Here is an 18,860-nt window from a genome sequence, read left to right on the forward strand (position 1 = left end):
ATGATCACCATTCGTGACGTCGCCCGCCAGGCGGGTGTTTCTGTTGCCACCGTATCCCGCGTGCTGAACAACAGCGCGCTGGTCAGCCCTGATACCCGTGAAGCCGTGATGAAAGCTGTTACGCAGCTCGGATACCGGCCAAACGCTAATGCCCAGGCGCTCGCCACCCAGGTGAGCGACACCATCGGCGTGGTGGTAATGGACGTGTCGGACGCATTTTTTGGCGCGCTGGTGAAGGCGGTCGATGTGGTCGCCCAGCAGCATCAAAAATATGTCCTGATCGGCAACAGCTATCATGAGGCTGAAAAAGAGCGTCATGCCATTGAGGTGCTGATCCGCCAGCGCTGTAATGCCCTGATTGTTCACTCAAAAGCCCTGAGCGATGAGGAGCTTGCCGGCTTTATGGAGCAGATCCCGGGCATGGTGCTGATCAACCGCATTGTGCCGGGCTACGCGCACCGCTGCGTCGGGCTGGATAACGTCAGCGGCGCGATGATGGCCACCCGAATGCTCATCAACAACGGCCATCAGCGCATCGGGTATCTGGCGTCCAGCCACCATATTGAAGACGATGATATGCGCCGCGAAGGCTGGCAGAGAGCGCTGAAAGAGCACGGCATTGCGGCATCTGAAAGCTGGATTGGCACCGGCTCGCCGGACATGCAGGGCGGGGAAGCGGCGATGGTCGAACTGCTCGGGCGCAACCTGCAGCTTTCCGCCGTCTTTGCCTACAACGACAGCATGGCGGCAGGGGCGCTGACGGCGCTGAAAGATAATGGCATTGCGGTGCCGCAGCATTTATCGCTGATTGGTTTTGACGATATCCCCATTGCCCGTTACACCGACCCGCAGCTCACTACCGTGCGCTACCCGATTGCCTCAATGGCGAAGCTGGCCACTGAGCTGGCGTTACAGGGCGCGGCAGGGCTGCTCGATCCCGGCGCAACGCACTGTTTCATGCCGACTTTAGTGCGTCGTCATTCGGTATCCATTCGGCAAACTGTGGTTCCGATCACTAACTGATTACACGAGGTGATGTAACCGTTTTCAATCTGTGAGTAAATTCACAGTATCTTAACAAGACGCTTACTATGATGTCAGCGTTTTAGGGGCTGAAACGCTATGTAACGGTGATTAATCACTTTAACCATAGCCAATACGCCCCAAACAACCAATAAAACGCATTTCTGGAGCGTTACCGAACACGGAAGATAGAAATTTTATAAGTGAACTTCGGCTGACAGTAACGTTTCATTAACACCTGCCCGCCGACCGTTATTCACAAGAACTACCCTGCATAAAAAAACCGGAGATACCATGAATAAGAAGGTGTTGACCCTGTCCGCTGTTATGGCAAGTATGCTTTTTGGTGCAGCAGCGCACGCTGCGGATACCCGCATCGGTGTGACTATCTATAAATACGACGACAACTTCATGTCCGTTGTGCGTAAAGCTATCGAGAAAGATGCTAAAGCAGCGCCAGACGTTCAGCTGCTGATGAATGACTCCCAGAACGACCAGTCCAAACAGAACGACCAGATCGACGTTCTGCTGGCAAAAGGCGTGAAAGCGCTGGCAATCAACCTGGTTGACCCGGCGGCAGCAGGCACCGTGATTGAGAAAGCGCGCGGGCAGAACGTGCCAATCGTCTTCTTCAACAAAGAACCTTCCCGTAAAGCGCTGGATAGCTATGACAAAGCGTTCTACGTGGGCACCGACTCTAAAGAGTCCGGTATTATCCAGGGCGATCTGATCGCGAAGCACTGGGCGGCAAACCCTAACTGGGACCTGAACAAAGACGGTCAGATCCAGTTCGTTCTGCTGAAAGGCGAACCCGGTCACCCGGATGCTGAAGCACGTACCACCTACGTTATCAAAGAGCTGAACGACAAAGGTCTGAAAACCCAGCAGCTGGCGTTAGATACCGCCATGTGGGACACCGCTCAGGCGAAAGATAAGATGGACGCGTGGCTGTCTGGCCCGAATGCGAACAAAATCGAAGTAGTTATCGCCAACAACGATGCAATGGCAATGGGTGCGGTAGAAGCGCTGAAAGCGCACAACAAATCCTCCATTCCAGTGTTCGGTGTGGATGCCCTGCCAGAAGCGCTGGCGCTGGTTAAATCTGGCGCAATGGCCGGTACCGTGCTGAACGATGCGAACAACCAGGCGAAAGCCACCTTCGACCTGGCGAAAAACCTGGCCGACGGTAAAGGTGCAGCAGACGGCACTAACTGGAAAATTGAAAACAAAATCGTTCGCGTACCTTACGTGGGCGTAGACCAGTCCAACCTGGCTGAGTTTATCGGTAAATAAGTGCCAGATACCCTGAATAATTCGCGTAGCCATCGCATCTGCAACGTGAAGTATGTCGGGTAAAAATGTCTTCACTGGGCGCAATTCGTTGCGCCCTTTTATAACGCGATATGCGAGGCCAACAAGGTATAATTATGGTCAGCACAACTACTCAGTCGTCCGGTGAATACTTGTTGGAAATGAGCGGTATTAACAAGTCATTTCCCGGTGTTAAGGCACTCGATAACGTTAATTTAAAAGTCCGTCCTCACTCTATTCACGCTTTAATGGGGGAGAACGGTGCGGGTAAATCAACATTATTAAAATGTCTTTTTGGGATCTATCAAAAAGATTCTGGCAGCATCCTTTTTCAGGGGAAAGAGATCGATTTCCATTCCGCGAAAGAAGCACTGGAAAACGGCATCTCAATGGTTCACCAGGAATTGAACCTGGTACTGCAACGTTCGGTTATGGATAATATGTGGCTGGGGCGTTACCCAACCAAAGGTGTCTTCGTCGATCAGGATAAAATGTATCGCGACACCAAGGCAATTTTCGACGAACTGGATATTGATATCGATCCGCGCGCCCGCGTGGGAACCTTATCCGTTTCCCAGATGCAGATGATCGAAATTGCGAAAGCCTTCTCCTATGATGCCAAAATTGTCATCATGGATGAGCCCACGTCTTCATTAACGGAAAAAGAGGTGAATCACCTTTTTACTATTATCCGTAAACTGAAAGATCGCGGCTGCGGCATTGTCTATATCTCGCATAAAATGGAAGAGATCTTCCAGCTGTGCGACGAAATCACCATTCTGCGCGACGGTCAGTGGATTGCCACCCAGCCTCTTGAAGGGCTGGATATGGACAAGATCATCGCCATGATGGTCGGTCGCTCCCTGAACCAGCGCTTCCCGGATAAAGAAAACAAGCCGGGGGAAGTGATCCTGGAGGTGCGTAACCTCACGTCCCTGCGTCAGCCCTCTATTCGCGATGTCTCCTTCGACCTGCACAAGGGCGAAATTCTGGGGATCGCCGGGCTGGTGGGCGCCAAACGTACCGATATCGTGGAAACCTTATTTGGTATCCGTGAAAAATCGGGCGGCACCATTACGCTGCACGGGAAGAAAATTAATAACCACAACGCCAACGAAGCCATCAATAATGGTTTTGCGCTGGTGACCGAAGAGCGCCGCTCGACCGGTATTTATGCCTACCTGGATATTAACTTTAACTCGTTAATTTCTAATATCCGCAACTATAAAAGCAAAATCGGCCTGTTGGATAATTCCCGCATGAAGAGTGATACCCAGTGGGTTATCGACTCAATGCGCGTGAAAACGCCAGGCCACCGCACGCAAATCGGGTCGCTGTCGGGGGGTAACCAGCAGAAGGTCATTATCGGTCGTTGGTTATTAACTCAGCCAGAAATTCTGATGCTGGACGAACCTACCCGCGGTATCGACGTGGGGGCAAAGTTTGAGATTTATCAGCTGATTGCGGAGCTGGCGAAAAAGAATAAAGGGATCATTATTATTTCTTCCGAAATGCCGGAATTGTTAGGGATCACAGATCGTATTCTGGTTATGAGCAATGGTCTCGTTGCCGGTATTGTTGACACTAAAACAACAACGCAAAACGAAATTCTCCGTCTTGCGTCTTTGCACCTTTAAGATCAGGGGCTCCTCATGAGTGCGTTAAATAAAAAAAGTTTTCTCACTTATCTGAAAGAAGGCGGTATTTACGTTGTTCTTTTAGTATTACTGGCCATCATTATTTTCCAGGATCCTACGTTCTTAAGTCTGCTGAACTTGAGTAACATTCTGACCCAGTCTTCCGTGCGTATCATCATTGCGCTGGGCGTGGCGGGGCTTATCGTCACCCAGGGTACTGACCTGTCCGCAGGTCGTCAGGTGGGGCTGGCAGCGGTTATTGCGGCGACATTGCTGCAGTCGATGGAAAACGCCAACAAGGTGTTCCCGGAAATGGCGACCATGCCGATTTTCGTGGTGATCCTGATCGTGTGCGCCATCGGCGCGGTGATTGGCCTGATTAACGGTATTATCATCGCTTACCTGAACGTGACGCCGTTCATCACCACGCTGGGTACGATGATCATCGTTTACGGTATCAACTCCCTGTACTACGACTTTGTGGGCGCGTCCCCCATTTCCGGCTTCGACAGCGGATTCTCGACCTTCACGCAGGGGTTTGTCGCGCTGGGCAGCTTCCGCCTGTCGTACATCACCTTCTATGCGCTGATTGCGGTGGCCTTCGTCTGGATCCTGTGGAACAAAACCCGCTTCGGTAAAAACATCTTCGCCATCGGCGGTAACCCGGAAGCGGCGAAAGTCTCCGGCGTTAACGTTGCCCTGAACCTGCTGATGATTTACGCGCTGTCCGGTGTGTTCTACGCCTTCGGCGGGATGCTGGAAGCGGGTCGTATCGGCTCGGCAACCAACAACCTCGGCTTCATGTACGAGCTGGACGCCATCGCGGCCTGCGTGGTGGGCGGTGTCTCCTTCAGCGGCGGCGTGGGTACGGTGCTCGGCGTGGTGACCGGTGTGATCATCTTCACCGTCATCAACTACGGCCTGACCTACATCGGCGTGAACCCGTACTGGCAGTACATCATCAAAGGCGCAATCATTATCTTCGCGGTCGCGCTGGATTCGCTGAAATACGCCCGTAAGAAATAATCGTCGTGACGTGAAAAAGCCCGCTCTTGTAGCGGGCTTTTTTATGCCAGAAGTGAACTCATCAGCGTTTTTGAGGTGGGCACCAGGCCCGTTTCGAGCCCGAAGGGTTTAAAGATTTTGTTGATAACGTCAACGGAGTAGTTGCCTTTGTCATTCTCCACGTCCGACAAGGTCTTGCGCGATACCTTGACCAGTTCAGCGTACTGGTCCTGCTTTAGCCCCAGCACATCGACCCTGAGTTTTTTCAGGGCCTCTCCCTGAGTTATTTCCCCCAGCAGAATATCGCGGATTACCGCGTGCAAGACCGACTGGCGATCCAGCGTTGCCACTCTGGTCAGGCCGGGTGAGACCCGCTGTCTGGTTACGCGGGAGATTTCCGCTTTTTTCTCGGGTGCTTTCATACCAGTCCCCAGCGTGTGAGTTTGTCCGGAACATATTTGAAACCAATGGCGGGCATATCCATTATTTGCGCCGGAACGCCGCGCGCGGCCAGCCTTTCCGGGAGGTCGACCAGCCGGGTGGCTGTGTCATGCAGTGCATCAAGCAAAACCGCGGGCGGAACCCACTCAGATAGCGACTGAGCAATCGCGTGGAAATTATACTCTCCGCCAGATTCACAGCTTAACGGCCACTTTATCGTTCTGGGTATGCCCTCGGGATCGGCTTTCATTGGGGCAAAATCATAAATAGGGGAGAGCCTAATCTGGCCATCGTCCCTGATAAACGCCGTGTTTCGCCCGTGGTTATCGCTGTTACCAAAGATAATATTTAACAGATCCCGGCGAACCCACTCGATCACAAAGCCCTGCACATCGAACTGGTATCCCTGTTCGGTGACCGTATTGCTGGTCACTATTTTTTCGATCAACGCATGCAATGTGGCTACGTGGTCAAGCATCGTACCCGGCGCTTTCTGCAAGATTGAATAAACCGATTCCATTCCCAGCCTGATCAGCTGCCCCTGTTCGTTTCGTCTGAGATCGAATCGCGGCAGCCACAGCGAAGGATAATGTTGACCCTCTTCGAGGCGCATTGTGGCCGTGGGGATGGTAGAAAATCCCATTTCGGTGAGTTCATGGTAATAGTGGTATTCGGCTCTGAGAATATTACAGTCAACTTCCGTTCTGCCGCCTCGGGGATATTTCACCAGATAGTAGCGATCCTGACAGCCCGGATCGTCTTGCCAGGTATCGATCCAGATAGCCTCGCTATCGCTACAGCGCAGTAATAATTTTGGGGCTTCGCCACCTGCGCCCGTTGCCCCGCCCGCTGCGGCGCCTCTTTCCTGCGCATAATCCAGGAAGTCCGCGGCTCTGTTAATGACATCCTCAACCGTGAAGGTTTTTGTGCTCGCCGATTCGCTCCACTCCGGCACGGACTCTTTAATACGCAGATTGCCCACCGGCGACATGGTGCCAAACTTCAGCAAAATAAAATTTTGCTGGCCGGCCGGAAGTTCGCTGATATCCAGCGCATTAATCCAGTAACGGCGGCTTGCACCGCTCGGGATAATGTCGTCGATAAACCTCAGCCAGCCGGGCTGACCCTGGTCGTCAAAAAACAGAGACACGGGATAATTAACTGACACGGCGTGATTATCATCGCGGTCGAGGAAAGCGATAGCATATTCGGTGAGGTATTCGACCCGGGTCGTTTGCCAGTTTCCAGCGTCGCTTTCAGGAAAAGTCACGATCGCCACATCCGTCCACTGCTCGTCCAGATATGCCTGTACAGTCAAGGTTTCCATTTCGCCTCCCGAATCGCTAATGCGTACAATATTACGCATTAAATACCAGTACGGCAATTAATGTGTAGTTTATTACTCATTAGCAACTGAGAAGGCGGTTAATGCGTGAAATATTACGCGTTAATTTGTCTGGGATTTTGCTTTTTTCTGAATTTCCAGCAGCTGCTCAGGCGTGACCGCCGGGTAACCCTGCGCGTCTTCGGGCACTTCATGCATTGTCGGGATGGGCACCAGCGGGCCTAAAAAGCGCGGCTCACGCTTGAAGAGGTAGAGGTCGGCCAGCGCGCCGAAACGCGCGCCAAATTCGCGCACGCGAACGCTCAGCATATCTTTCGGTGAAGGCACCGCGTAGCACTGCGCCTGAATCCCCATGTGCAGGGCGATAAACAGCGCGCGCTCGCAGTGGAAACGCTGGGTGATGATGATGAAATCGTTGGTATCGAACACCTTGCGGGTGCGCACGATGGAGTCGAGGGTGCGGAACCCGGCGTAGTCGAGCACGATATCCGCCGGATCGACGCCTGCGGCAATCAAATCCTTACGCATCGTCACCGGCTCGTTGTAGCTTTGCAGCGCGTTGTCCCCGCTGAGCAGCAGATAGTTAACCTTGCCGCTGTTGTAGGCGTTCAGCGCGCCCTGAATACGGTAGCGGTAATACTGATTAATCACGCCGGTGCGGTAGTATTTTGCGGTGCCGAGCACCACGCCCACCTGGCGATAGGGGAGGTCCTGCAGGTCATCGAAGATGTAAGGCGCTGTTTTCCAGCTCATCCAGCGGTCAAGACCCAGCACGATCAACAGCAGTATGCCGACCAGGACAGACAGGCTGTAAAAAACGCGCTTTAACATACAGATGGCTCGTTCCGTAGATGAGAATTAACTCAGGCTACTGTACCCGTCAGGTAAGAGCAAGAAACAGCGATTCAACTGAGGGCTTTTTCATCAGATGGGCGGGCATTTCTGCCCGCCCGGGAAGGGGTTATGCAAGCAGCACGCGGTCTATGTTGGTGCAGCCCAGCGCTTTCAGGGTTGCGGCGGTGGCGTCCCACTGAATTAACGGCGCGTCGGCTTTTTCGGCCAGAATCGCTCGCTGGATATCAGGATAGTCGTAACCGTTAAGACTCAGCAGGTTCAGCGCGCCCTGCAGCGGCGGCAGCGTTGGGTTGAACGCGGCGTTCTCGGCGTAGCTGCCGATAAAGATGCGGCCATCGCGGCACTGCAGCGCAACGCCGCTTGGGGAATGGCTGTACGGGGTGTGGCTCTTGTTCGCGGCCGTAATCGCCGCTTCGCTCAGCGCGTCGCCGGAAAGCGCAAACCCGTGATCCTGCGCGTCCATCAGCAGCGTTTTGATCTCCAGATCTCGGGGGCCGAAGGCGTCAGGCAGGTAATCCCCAAGCGTATGCGGCTCGCGGCCCGGCAGGTTGATGCGCAGCTCCAGCCCGCTGTTCAGCTCATTCATAAACTGACGGCAGTGGCCGCACGGGGTGTAGTTTACGGTAACGGCGCTCAGCGCTTTTTCACCGCGCAGCCAGGCGTGGCTGATGGCGCTTTGCTCGGCGTGAACGGTTTGCTGCATCGTCGCACCGAGGAATTCCATGTTCGCGCCGAAATACCAGGTGCCGCTCACGCCGCGCGCGATGGCGCCAACGTTGAAGTGGGAGAGATCGGCGCGGGCGCAGGCGGCAGCCAGCGGCAGCAGCGCGAAGGCCAGCGCGTCTTCGTCAAGCCCCGTCGCGGTTTTAAGCGTCGTGACTTGCTCTGCCGTCAGCAGGGCGGGGAAATGCGCATCCGCCAGAACCGGGGCCAGGGCTGACTGCAAATTCTCGGCAAGCTGGGCGTAAGCAGCGTGAAAACGTGGGTGCATGGCGAAGCCTCATAAAGGTTAATGGATCGGTAGTGTACGGAGCCACTGGGCCTTAATATGTGATCCACTTCAAATTATGTATGCAACTTATGAAAACAAAATGAAATTTGCGCGACGCATCGCAAATTTTAGCCCACCACGGCCAGAATAATCGGGAACAGGAACGGGGCGATAAGCGAGGTCATGATCCCGCAAATCACCAGCGCCAGCGAGCTAAATGCGCCTTCCTGATAGTCCATCTCGGCGCTGCGCGCGGTGCCCAGCGCGTGGGACGCCGTACCCATCGCCAGCCCGCGCGCCGCTTTGGTATGAATACGCATCGCGTTCAGCAGGGTGTGACCAAACACCGCCCCGAGGATACCGACAAAGATGACGCACACCGCGCTGATGGCCGGAATGCCGCCGATGCTGCCGCCAACCGCCATCGCAATCGGCGTGGTCACGGATTTGGGCAAAATAGAGGCGGCAATCTGCGGGGAGGCGCCCATCAGCAGGGCGACCGTTGTGCCCGTTATCATCGCCACCAGGCTGCCGATAAAGCAGATGGTGATGATGGACTTCCAGCGGGCGCGGATCTGGTGTAGCTGCTCATATAAAGGAAACGCCAGCGCGACCACGGCGGGCTGCAGCAGGTCGTTTAACACTTTGCTGCCGGCGAAATAGCGCTCGTAGGGGATCCCCGTCAGCAGCAGGAAAGGAATTATCACCACCATTGCCACCAGCAGCGGGTTCAGCAGCGGCATTTTGAAGCGCGCGGCGAGTTTACGCGCGGCGAAGAACACCGCCAGCGTTAGCGGCAGCGACCACCAGATATTGGCCATCATTGTTTTGTTCCTTTCTGCCCAACCACTTTACGTTCGCCATGCACCAGATGCGAACTCCAGCTCACCACCAGGAAGACCACCAGCGTGCTGACCGCGCACGAGACCACAATCGGGCCGAACTGCGCTTTGAGCACGTCGTAATACTGCATCACTCCGACGCCGATAGGCACGAACAGCAGCGCCATATAGCGGATAAGCACGAAGCAGCCGGGGTTAACCCATTTGGCCGGTAGCACCTGAAGCGCCAGCAGAACAAAGAGGATCAGCATGCCGATAATGCTGCCAGGAATGGTGATAGGGAGAAGTGACGCGATATAGATCCCGGCATAGAGACAGGCGTAAATCAGGACGAATGCGCGCAGATACTGCCAGATAGTATTCAATGATTTGCTCATGGTGAAAGTCCTTGATGAAACGCATTCATCATACAATTAAACCCAGAAATGTGCCACGGATCACATCATGAATTTTGAGCATACCAGACATTCCTGAATGGAACGTCTGGCAATTCCACAAATGGACAGGCGTTCGTTTAAATGCCAGTATTTGATTTATATATGAATCAATCGATTAAGCAGAACGACGCAGGAGATGACCATGTCGTCCATCATCATCAAAACCGCCGACGAGCTGGCAAAGCAGCGTCACGCGGGCGAGCTTTTAGCCTCTGTTTTTACAATGTTAGACGGATTTATCCAGCCTGGGGTCACCACCATGGCGATTAACAACCGCGTGGAAGCGTTCATCGTTGACGAGCTGCACGCCCGCCCCGCGAGTAAAGGGCAGTACGATTTTCCCTACGTGCTGAACACCTCCGTGAACGAAGTGGTGTGCCACGGCATTCCGAAAGAGTCCGAGCATCTGAAGACCGGCTCGATTGTGAACGTGGACATTACGCTTGAGAAAGACGGCCTGATTGCGGACTCCAGCAAAATGTACCTGATTGGCGACGTCTCCCCGCTGGCGCGTCGGCTGGTGAAAAAGACCTACGAAGCGATGTGGAAGGGCATTAAGGCGGTGAAGCCGGGCGCCACGCTTGGGGATATCGGCCATGCCATTCAGAGCCACGTTGAAGGCAACGGCTACAGCGTGGTGCGCGAGTACTGCGGGCACGGCATCGGCAGAGAGATGCACGAAGATCCGCAGGTGCTGCACTACGGTAAGCCCGGCGAAGGCCCGGTATTAAAAGAGGGAATGGTGTTTACCATCGAGCCGATGGTCAATCAGGGCGACAGCCGCATCAAAACCAAAAAAGACGGCTGGACGGTCGTCACCCGGGACAAAAAGCTCTCCGCGCAGTGGGAGCACACCGTTGCCGTGACGGCGGACGGCTTTGAAGTCCTAACCCTGCGCCCGGAAGAGAGCCTCCCGGCGTAACGCCGGGCTTCCCACATACCTGGAGAGCGGCTACCATAGCGCGTCTTTTTTCACAGGTACTCAGAATGCGTGTTTTACTGGCCCCAATGGAAGGCGTGCTCGACTCCCTCGTGCGCGAGCTGCTGACCGAGGTGAACGATTACGATCTCTGCGTGACGGAGTTTTTGCGCGTGGTCGATATGCTGCTGCCAGTCAAATCATTCTACCGGCTCTGCCCGGAGCTGCATCGTCAGAGCCGCACCACCTCCGGCACGCTGGTGCGCATTCAGCTGCTGGGCCAGTACCCCGAGTGGCTGGCGGAAAACGCCGCCCGCGCGGTCGAGCTGGGCTCTTACGGCGTCGATCTCAACTGCGGCTGCCCGTCGAAAATGGTCAACGGTAGCGGCGGCGGGGCGACCCTGCTGAAAGATCCCGAGCTTATCTATCGCGGCGCGAAGGCCATGCGCGAAGCGGTGCCTTCCCATCTGCCGGTGACGGTGAAGGTGCGTCTGGGCTGGGACAGCGGCGATAAACAGTTTGAAATTGCCGACGCCGTGCAGCAGGCCGGCGCCACGGAGCTGGTGGTTCACGGGCGTACCAAAGAGGACGGCTACCGGGCCGAGCGCATCAACTGGCAGGCGATTGGCGAGATCCGCAGGCGGCTGAACATTCCGGTTATCGCCAACGGCGAGATCTGGGATTACGACAGCGCGCAAGCCTGCATGAAAGAGACCGGCTGCGACGCGGTGATGATTGGGCGCGGGGCGCTCAACGTGCCGAACCTGAGCCGGGTGGTGAAGTACAACGAGCCGCGCATGGCCTGGCCCGACGTGGTCACCCTGCTGCAAAAGTACAGCCGCCTGGAAAAGCAGGGCGATACCGGGCTTTATCACGTCGCGCGTATCAAACAGTGGCTGAGCTATTTGCGTAAAGAATACGTTGAAGCGCTGGGGCTTTTTCAGGAGATCCGCACGCTGCAAACCTCGGCGGAGATTGCGCGGGTGATCCAGTCAAAATAGGCGACGTTAAACGATCTGCGTCACGTTTTTTACTCATGGCACCTTGAGGCTGCGAACGAAACTGATACAGTGCGGGCACTGGATTGTTACTGCTTCGGCAGGCAAAACCTGATTTTCTGGCATCCGCCGGAGGTCAGGTTTTTTTGTTTCTGGGGTTCCGATGAAAATCGCCAAAATTCTAAATAATAATGTGGTGGTTGTTCAGGATGAGCGCGGGCGCGAACAGGTGGTGATGGGGCGAGGGCTGGCCTTCCAGAAGCGCGTCGGTGAGGCACTGGATACCGCGCTGATAGAAAAAGTCTTCGCGCTGCAAAGCGATGAGCTGGTGCGCCGCCTGGGGGAACTGCTAAACCAGATCCCGCTGGAGGTGATGACCACCTGCGACCGCATCATCGGGCTGGCGGCGCAGCGGTTGGGCAAGCTGCAGGACAGCCTGTACATCACGCTGACCGACCACTGCTACTTTGCGATTGAGCGGCAGAAGAAAGGGCTGGCCATCAAAAACGTGCTGCTGTGGGATATTAAGCGCCTGTATCCCAAAGAGTTCGAGCTGGGGCAGGAGGCGCGGGCGATTATCGCCAGGCGCCTGAACGTGGAGCTGGCGGAAGATGAGGCCGGGTTTATCGCGCTACATCTGGTGACGGCGCAGCTGAACAGCGAAATGCCCGAGGTGATGCACGTGACCCGGGTAATGCAGGAGATCCTGCAGCTGGTGAAGTATCAGCTGCATCTTGAGTACGACGAGGAGTCGCTGAGCTACCAGCGTTTTGTCACCCATCTGAAGTTCTTCGCCCAGCGGATGTTAACCCGCACCGTGGTGGACGACGACGATGTGTCGCTGCATGCGGCGGTGAAGGACAACTACGCGAAGGCCTGGAAGTGCGCCGAGAAAATCGCGCAGCATTTGCAGAAAAGCTATCAGCGCGAGCTGACCACCGAAGAGATTATGTTCCTCGCCATTCATATTGAGCGGGTAAGAAAAGAGGGGCGCTAAGCCCCAACGCTGGATTGTTACTGCACTACGCAGGCAAAACCTGAGCGCGGCCTTCGCAAGGAGGACGTTCTCGGGTTTTTTTTATTTTTAAACTCAGTCAACAGGTGTCTTCGGACATCGGATGTTAAGGAAAGCGAGATGCAATACCAGGCTTTAGCAAAGGATATTCTCGGCCACGTTGGCGGAAAAGAGAACATCGTCAGTCTTGTACACTGCGCCACCCGGCTGCGCTTCAAGCTGAAGGATAACCAAAAAGCGGATGCGGAAGGGCTGAAGAAAAATCCCGGCGTGATTATGGTGGTCGAAAGCGGCGGCCAGTTTCAGGTGGTGATTGGCAACCACGTTCACGACGTCTGGCAGGCGGTGCGCAGCGAAGGCGGGCTCTCGGACGACGCGCCTGTCAGCAGCGAAAAAGGCGAAAAGAGCAGCCTGCTCGGTAGCCTGATCGACATCATCTCCGGGATCTTCACGCCGTTTATCGGCATCCTGGCGGCCTCCGGTATCCTTAAAGGCCTGCTTGCGCTGGCCGTGGTCTGCGGCTGGCTGACCACCGACAGCGGAACCTACAAAATCTGGTTCGCCGCCAGCGATGCGCTGTTCTTCTTCTTCCCGCTGGTGCTGGGCTACACCGCCGGGAAAAAGTTTGGCGGCAACCCGTTTATCACCATGGTGATTGGCGGCGCGCTCACCCACCCGGTGATGATCGCCGCCTTCGACGCCAGCCAGCAGCCGGGCGCGATAGCCGACGGCTTTCTCGGCATTCCGGTGACCTGGTTCAACTACAGCTCGTCGGTTATCCCGATCATTCTCGCCTCCTGGGTCAGCTGCTGGCTGGAGAAAAAGAGCATGGCGCTGCTGCCGTCGTCGATGAAAAACTTCTTTGCGCCGCTGATCTGCTTAGGAATTACCGTGCCGCTGACCTTCCTGGTGATTGGCCCGGTGGCGACTTGGCTCAGCCAGATGCTGGCGAACGCCTACCTGGCGATTTACGTCCTGGCGCCGTGGCTCGCGGGCGCGGCGATGGGTGCGGTGTGGCAGGTGTGCGTGATCTTCGGCCTGCACTGGGGGCTGGTGCCGCTGATGATCAACAACCTGGCGGTGCTGGGTCATGATTCGATGCTGCCGATGCTGCTCCCGGCCGTGTTCGGCCAGGTGGGCGCCGCGCTGGGGGTCTTCCTGCGCACCCGGGATGCGCGCCTGAAAATGCTGGCGGGCTCGTCCGTCACGGCGGGGATTTTCGGCATTACCGAGCCGGCGGTGTACGGCGTGAACCTGCCGCTGCGCCGTCCGTTTATCTTCGGCTGCGTGGCGGGGGCGATTGGCGGCGGGATTGTCGGCTTCAGCGATACCCACGTTTACTCCTTCGGCTTCGGCAATATCTTTACCTTCGCCCAGATGATCCCGCCGGGCGGCGTGGATGCGACCCTGTGGGGCGGCATTCTCGGCACCGTCGTCGCGCTGGTGCTGAGCTGCGCCCTGACGCTGGTGGCCGGAATGCCAAAGCGCGCGGCGTCAGATGCCGCTGTGCCGGCGACCGTGGGCGAAAACGACGTGCTGTCACCGATGAGCGGCACCGTGCTGGCGCTGGACCAGGTGCCGGACACCACCTTTGCCAGCGGCCTGCTCGGCAGCGGCGCGGCGATTATTCCTTCCGATAACAAAGTCATTGCCCCCTTTGCGGGCGAGGTGGCCTCGCTGTTCCAGACCAAACACGCCATCGGCCTGCTGAGCGACAGCGGCATCGAAGTGTTGATCCACGTGGGTATCGACACCGTGAAGCTCGACGGCAGGCCGTTTACCGCCCACGTGAAGGTGGGCGACCGAGTGCAGCCGGGCGACCTGCTGCTGGAGTTTGACCGTCAGGCGATTATCGATGCCGGATACGACCTGGCGACCCCGATTATTATCAGTAACAGCGATGAGTACCGCGAGGTGGTGACCGTGGCGGCAACGTCCGTCAGCGCCGGAGCCCCGCTGCTCAGCGTCAGCCATCAATAACAGGAGAACGTGATGAAGACTTTCCCGGATGATTTTTTATGGGGCGGCGCGGTTGCCGCAAACCAGGTAGAAGGGGCTTATCTGGACGATGGCAAAGGGCTGTCCACCTCTGACGTGCAGCCGCAGGGGGTGTTTGGCCCTGTGGTGGAGCGCGTGGCGGGCGACAGCGGCATCAAGGACGTGGCGATCGACTTCTATCATCGCTATCCGGAGGACATTAAGCTGTTCGCCGAAATGGGCTTTAGCTGCCTGCGCGTGTCTATTGCCTGGACGCGTATTTTCCCTGACGGTGATGAGCAGCAGCCGAACGAGGCGGGCCTGGCGTTTTACGACCGGCTGTTCGACGAGCTGGCGGCGCACGGCATCACGCCGCTGGTGACGCTGTCGCACTACGAAATGCCGTGGGGGCTGGTGAAGCAGTACGGCGGCTGGGGCAGCCGTCAGGTCATTGAATTCTTCGACCGCTACGCCCGCACCGTGTTTGCCCGTTACAAAGAGAAAGTGAAGCTGTGGCTCACCTTCAACGAGATCAACATGTCCCTGCACGCGCCGCTGACCGGCGTGGGGCTGCCGGAAAGCAGCAGCAAGGGCGAGGTGTATCAGGCGATCCACCACCAGCTGGTGGCCAGCGCCCTGGCGGTTAAAGCCTGCCATGAGATTATCCCGGACGCCAGAATCGGCAATATGCTGCTGGGCGGTCTGGTTTATCCGCTCACCTGCAAGCCGGACGACGTGCTGGAAGCATTGCAGGAAAACCGCACCTGGCAGTTCTTTGGCGACGTGCAGTGCCGCGGCGTGTATCCGGGCTACATGCTGCGCTTCTTCCGCGATAACGGCATTGAGCTCGACATCACCGACGCGGATCGCGACGCGCTGAAATCGACCGTCGATTTCATCTCGTTCAGCTACTACATGACCGGGTGCGTGACGACCGATGAAGCCCTGAACCAGCAGGCGCGCGGCAATATTCTGAGCATGGTGCCTAACCCGCACCTCGCAAGCTCCGAGTGGGGCTGGCAGATTGACCCGGTTGGCCTGCGCACGCTGCTGAACGTGCTGTGGGATCGCTATCAGAAGCCGCTGTTCATAGTCGAAAACGGCCTCGGGGCGAAGGACAAACCGGACGCGAACGGGGTGGTGCAGGACGATTACCGCATTAGCTATCTTAACGATCATCTGGTGCAGGTGCGGGAAGCCATCGAAGACGGCGTTGAGGTGATGGGCTACACCAGCTGGGGGCCTATCGATCTGGTGAGCGCGTCAAAAGCGGAGCTGTCCAAGCGCTACGGCTTTATTTACGTCGATCGCGACGACAGCGGCAAAGGCACGCTTGAGCGCAGCCGTAAGAAGAGTTTCCACTGGTATAAAGAGGTGATTGCGACGAAGGGCGCATCCCTGAAGCCGTAAAAGAAGTGACGTTGCCCGGTGCTAAGCCGGGCAATAACATCAGAAGATCATTTTAAACACGCCGGTAACCACCAATAGCCCAATCAGAAATATAATCAAAATTGCCCACAGTAATATTTTCATTCCCTTCTCCTGCTCGTGTATGTCCTGATTAAGTGTAGCAGCGAATTAATGATTAATTTGAATGTGTTGAATTAACGCATTCTCGCCATGAATAATTTTCCGAATATATAAATGTATGACAAATTGCGGATTGCCACGCGTTACTAAAAAAAGGCCCGGCGGCAGGCGTAATTTGCGCCTTTATTTTTTGTGTGAATGGCGTAATGAAACGTTCTCTTATTTTATCTCTGAGTGCTCCGCTGGCGTTAATTCTGGCGGCCTGTGCCCCCCAGCATCCCACCGTGTCACCTGAAAAAACGCAAAGCGTAAATGCGTCGGTGAATACGCGGCTTAGCCACACCGACTGGCCGAAAAACGACTGGTGGACGGCCTATCACGATCCGCAGCTCACCTCGCTGATCGCCAAAGCCTTGCGCGACGCGCCGGACATGCACATTGCCCGCCAGCGCATTACCCTTGCCGAAGCCCAGGCCAAAGCCACCATGGCCGCCGACGGCCCGCAGGTTGAGCTGTCTGGCGATATCGAACGGCAAAAAATGTCCGCGGAGGGGGTCATGGGGCCGTTTGCCATTACCGATCCGGCGGCGGGCACCACCGGGCCGTGGTACACCAACGGCACCTTCGGCCTCAGCGCGGGCTGGGATCTGGATCTGTGGGGCAAAAACCGCGACCTCGTTGAGGCGCGGATCGGCAAGGTGAACGCGCAAAAAGCCGAGCTGGAGCAGACCCGCCAGCTGCTCGCCACCGGCGTCGCACGTCTGTACTGGGAGTGGCAGACGGAGGCCGCCATCGACAGCGTGCTCGCTACCATTAAGCAGGATCAAACCTCCATCATTGACGCCGACAAAGAACTGTACCAGCACGGCATTACGTCGTCCGTTGAAGGGGTTGAAACCGACATTAACGCCAGCAAAACCGACGAACGCATCGCGGAGGTTCACGGCAAGATGAAGGCGATAGAGGCGCGCCTGCAGGCGCTGACCAACACCGCGTCGGTGAAGCTGACCCGTCGCGATCTCCCGGCGGTTGAGGCCTCGCTGCCGTCCACGCTCGGCTACGCGCTGCTGGCGCGCCGCCCTGATTTGCAGGAAGCGCACTGGGTCATTGAGGCGTCCATGAGCAACGTCGACGCCGCGAAAGCCGCGTTCTACCCGGATTTCAACCTGATGGCCTTTTTACAGCAGGATGCGCTGCACTTAAGCGATCTGTTCCGCCACTCCGCGCAGCAGATGGGCGTCACCGCCGGGTTTACGCTCCCGGTGTTTGACAGCGGTCGTCTGAACGCCCAGCTGGATATCGCTCAGGCGCAGAGCAACCTGTCGATAGCGGATTACAACAAAGCGGTGGTGGAGGCGGTCAATCAGGTGGCGCGCACCGCCAGCGAAGTCGAAACCCTGGCGACCAAAACGCAGCAGCAGCAGCGGGTCGAACACGACGCGGCGCGGGTGGTGACCCTGGCGCAGGCGCGGTTTAACGCCGGGCTGATTGCCGGGTCGCGCGTAAACGAAGCGAAAATTCCTGCATTGCAGGAGCAGATCGCCGGGCTGACGCTGAAAGGGCAGTACGTTGACGCCACGCTCCAGCTCACCTCCGCGCTCGGCGGCGGCTATCACCACGGCTAAAAAAACGCATTATCTATACTTACCTCTTTGTGACTCTTCTGGAGGTAAGCATGACTCGAGTGGCTATTGTGACCGCATCGGATTCCGGCATTGGCAAAACCACGGCGCTGATGCTGGCCGAGCGCGGTTTTGATATTGGCATCACCTGGCATTCCGACGAAAAAGGGGCGCTGGAAACCTGCCGCGAAGTCGAAGCGCGCGGGCAGCGGGCGGAGGCTATCCAGCTGGATTTGAGCGTGCTACCTGAAGGCGCAAACGCGATTGAAACGCTGATCGCAAGGCTGGGGCGGCTGGACGTGCTGGTGAACAACGCCGGCGCAATGACCAAATCGCCTTTCCTCGAAATGACGTTCGAGGCGTGGCGCAGCATTTTTACCGTGGACGTTGACGGCGCGTTTCTCTGCTCGCAGATTGCCGCCCGTCAGATGGTGAAGCAGGGGGAAGGGGGGCGGATCGTGAACATCACCTCGGTGCATGAACACACGCCGCTGCCGGACGCCAGCGCCTACACGGCGGCGAAACACGCCCTGGGCGGCTTAACCAAATCGATGGCGATGGAGCTGGTACATCATAAGATCCTCGTTAACGCCGTTGCGCCCGGCGCGATTGCCACGCCGATGAACGACATGGACGAGAGCGCGGTCAAGGAGGGTTCGATGCCGGAAATTCCGCTGGGAAGGCCGGGGCGTACCCAGGAGATTGCCAGCCTGGTCGCCTGGCTTTGCGATAGCGATGCCAGCTACACCACCGGGCAGTCGTTTATCGTCGACGGTGGGTTTATGCTGGCGAATCCGCAGTTTAAGCCACAGTAGTGTGGGCTTTCCTCTCCCTTTGGGCTGAGGAATCCCCAAAAATTTAATCTTATTAAGCGATTAAAATTCGTCGTAAGAATAAATCACTTACAGCGGC

The 18,860-nt window shown here is 56.6% G+C and carries 18 protein-coding genes; 11 read left to right on the top strand and 7 right to left on the bottom strand.

Going from position 1 to position 18,860, the window contains the following annotated elements:
* The 4 genes from galS to mglC all read left to right on the top strand — a co-directional run bounded on the left by galS (nucleotide 1) and on the right by mglC (nucleotide 4,997).
* Nucleotides 1-1,023 (top strand): HTH-type transcriptional regulator GalS, encoded by a 1,023-nt coding sequence (gene galS, locus AB6V08_RS06120; protein ID WP_368541842.1) that lies wholly within the window; start codon nucleotides 1-3, stop codon nucleotides 1,021-1,023.
* A gap of 294 nt (nucleotides 1,024-1,317) precedes the next feature.
* Nucleotides 1,318-2,316, top strand: a complete 999-nt coding sequence (gene mglB, locus AB6V08_RS06125) for a galactose/glucose ABC transporter substrate-binding protein MglB (protein WP_063143782.1) — start codon at nucleotides 1,318-1,320, stop codon at nucleotides 2,314-2,316.
* Between the two features lie 134 nt (nucleotides 2,317-2,450).
* Nucleotides 2,451-3,971 carry a galactose/methyl galactoside ABC transporter ATP-binding protein MglA gene (mglA, locus tag AB6V08_RS06130; protein ID WP_237425187.1) on the top strand — a complete coding sequence of 507 codons (1,521 nt, stop codon included), beginning with the start codon at nucleotides 2,451-2,453 and terminating at the stop codon, nucleotides 3,969-3,971.
* 15 nt (nucleotides 3,972-3,986) lie between these two features.
* Nucleotides 3,987-4,997 (top strand): galactose/methyl galactoside ABC transporter permease MglC, encoded by a 1,011-nt coding sequence (mglC, locus tag AB6V08_RS06135; protein WP_003859318.1) that lies wholly within the window; start codon nucleotides 3,987-3,989, stop codon nucleotides 4,995-4,997.
* A gap of 41 nt (nucleotides 4,998-5,038) precedes the next feature.
* Here the strand turns inward: mglC and AB6V08_RS06140 are convergent, their stop codons facing one another.
* The 6 genes from AB6V08_RS06140 to AB6V08_RS06165 form a co-directional block, all read right to left on the bottom strand.
* Nucleotides 5,039-5,398 carry a helix-turn-helix transcriptional regulator gene (locus AB6V08_RS06140; protein ID WP_368541843.1) on the bottom strand — a complete coding sequence of 120 codons (360 nt, stop codon included), beginning with the start codon at nucleotides 5,396-5,398 and terminating at the stop codon, nucleotides 5,039-5,041.
* Nucleotides 5,395-6,744: a type II toxin-antitoxin system HipA family toxin gene (locus AB6V08_RS06145; protein WP_368541844.1), complete on the bottom strand. Its 1,350-nt coding sequence runs from the start codon at nucleotides 6,742-6,744 to the stop codon at nucleotides 5,395-5,397. The genes AB6V08_RS06140 and AB6V08_RS06145 overlap by 4 nt, the downstream gene beginning before the upstream one ends.
* Before the next feature lie 120 nt (nucleotides 6,745-6,864).
* On the bottom strand, nucleotides 6,865-7,593 hold the full coding sequence (sanA, locus tag AB6V08_RS06150) for an outer membrane permeability protein SanA (RefSeq protein WP_368541845.1): 729 nt from the start codon (nucleotides 7,591-7,593) through the stop codon (nucleotides 6,865-6,867).
* Nucleotides 7,594-7,723: 130 nt separating this feature from the next.
* Nucleotides 7,724-8,608 (bottom strand): cytidine deaminase, encoded by an 885-nt coding sequence (gene cdd / locus AB6V08_RS06155; protein ID WP_368541846.1) that lies wholly within the window; start codon nucleotides 8,606-8,608, stop codon nucleotides 7,724-7,726.
* Between the two features lie 128 nt (nucleotides 8,609-8,736).
* Nucleotides 8,737-9,432, bottom strand: a complete 696-nt coding sequence (locus AB6V08_RS06160) for a CidB/LrgB family autolysis modulator (RefSeq protein ID WP_368541847.1) — start codon at nucleotides 9,430-9,432, stop codon at nucleotides 8,737-8,739.
* Nucleotides 9,429-9,827: a CidA/LrgA family protein gene (locus AB6V08_RS06165; protein ID WP_368541848.1), complete on the bottom strand. Its 399-nt coding sequence runs from the start codon at nucleotides 9,825-9,827 to the stop codon at nucleotides 9,429-9,431. The genes AB6V08_RS06160 and AB6V08_RS06165 overlap by 4 nt, the downstream gene beginning before the upstream one ends.
* Nucleotides 9,828-10,029: 202 nt before the next feature.
* Here AB6V08_RS06165 and map point away from each other — a divergent pair, with 202 nt between their 5' ends.
* The 5 genes from map (at nucleotide 10,030) to AB6V08_RS06190 (ending at nucleotide 16,206) form a co-directional block, all read left to right on the top strand.
* Nucleotides 10,030-10,809: a type I methionyl aminopeptidase gene (map, locus tag AB6V08_RS06170; RefSeq protein ID WP_368541849.1), complete on the top strand. Its 780-nt coding sequence runs from the start codon at nucleotides 10,030-10,032 to the stop codon at nucleotides 10,807-10,809.
* Between the two features lie 65 nt (nucleotides 10,810-10,874).
* The gene (gene dusC / locus AB6V08_RS06175) at nucleotides 10,875-11,807 is read left to right on the top strand and encodes a tRNA dihydrouridine(16) synthase DusC (RefSeq protein ID WP_368541850.1); all 933 of its coding nucleotides are present in this window, start codon (nucleotides 10,875-10,877) and stop codon (nucleotides 11,805-11,807) included.
* 160 nt (nucleotides 11,808-11,967) lie between these two features.
* Nucleotides 11,968-12,801: a BglG family transcription antiterminator LicT gene (gene licT, locus AB6V08_RS06180; RefSeq protein WP_368541851.1), complete on the top strand. Its 834-nt coding sequence runs from the start codon at nucleotides 11,968-11,970 to the stop codon at nucleotides 12,799-12,801.
* Between the two features lie 138 nt (nucleotides 12,802-12,939).
* Nucleotides 12,940-14,799 carry a PTS beta-glucoside transporter subunit IIABC gene (gene bglF, locus AB6V08_RS06185; protein ID WP_368541852.1) on the top strand — a complete coding sequence of 620 codons (1,860 nt, stop codon included), beginning with the start codon at nucleotides 12,940-12,942 and terminating at the stop codon, nucleotides 14,797-14,799.
* Nucleotides 14,800-14,811: 12 nt separating this feature from the next.
* Nucleotides 14,812-16,206 (top strand): glycoside hydrolase family 1 protein, encoded by a 1,395-nt coding sequence (locus AB6V08_RS06190; RefSeq protein ID WP_368541853.1) that lies wholly within the window; start codon nucleotides 14,812-14,814, stop codon nucleotides 16,204-16,206.
* 39 nt (nucleotides 16,207-16,245) lie between these two features.
* Here AB6V08_RS06190 and yohP read toward each other — a convergent pair whose 3' ends face one another.
* Entirely contained in the window at nucleotides 16,246-16,329 is an 84-nt protein-coding gene (yohP, locus tag AB6V08_RS06195; protein ID WP_000698460.1) for a small membrane protein YohP, read from the bottom strand.
* A gap of 203 nt (nucleotides 16,330-16,532) precedes the next feature.
* On the opposite strand from yohP, the gene mdtQ reads away from it, so the two are divergent.
* Both mdtQ and AB6V08_RS06205 read left to right on the top strand, forming a co-directional pair.
* A complete protein-coding gene (mdtQ, locus tag AB6V08_RS06200) occupies nucleotides 16,533-17,951 on the top strand; it encodes a multidrug resistance outer membrane protein MdtQ (RefSeq protein WP_368541854.1) in 1,419 nt (472 codons plus the stop codon).
* A 50-nt stretch (nucleotides 17,952-18,001) separates the two neighbouring features.
* Nucleotides 18,002-18,763, top strand: a complete 762-nt coding sequence (locus tag AB6V08_RS06205) for an SDR family oxidoreductase (RefSeq protein ID WP_368541855.1) — start codon at nucleotides 18,002-18,004, stop codon at nucleotides 18,761-18,763.
* Nucleotides 18,764-18,860 lie beyond the last annotated feature (97 nt).

It is taken from the genome of Enterobacter soli, from assembly GCF_964208575.1.
GTDB lineage: Bacteria > Pseudomonadota > Gammaproteobacteria > Enterobacterales > Enterobacteriaceae > Enterobacter > Enterobacter soli_A.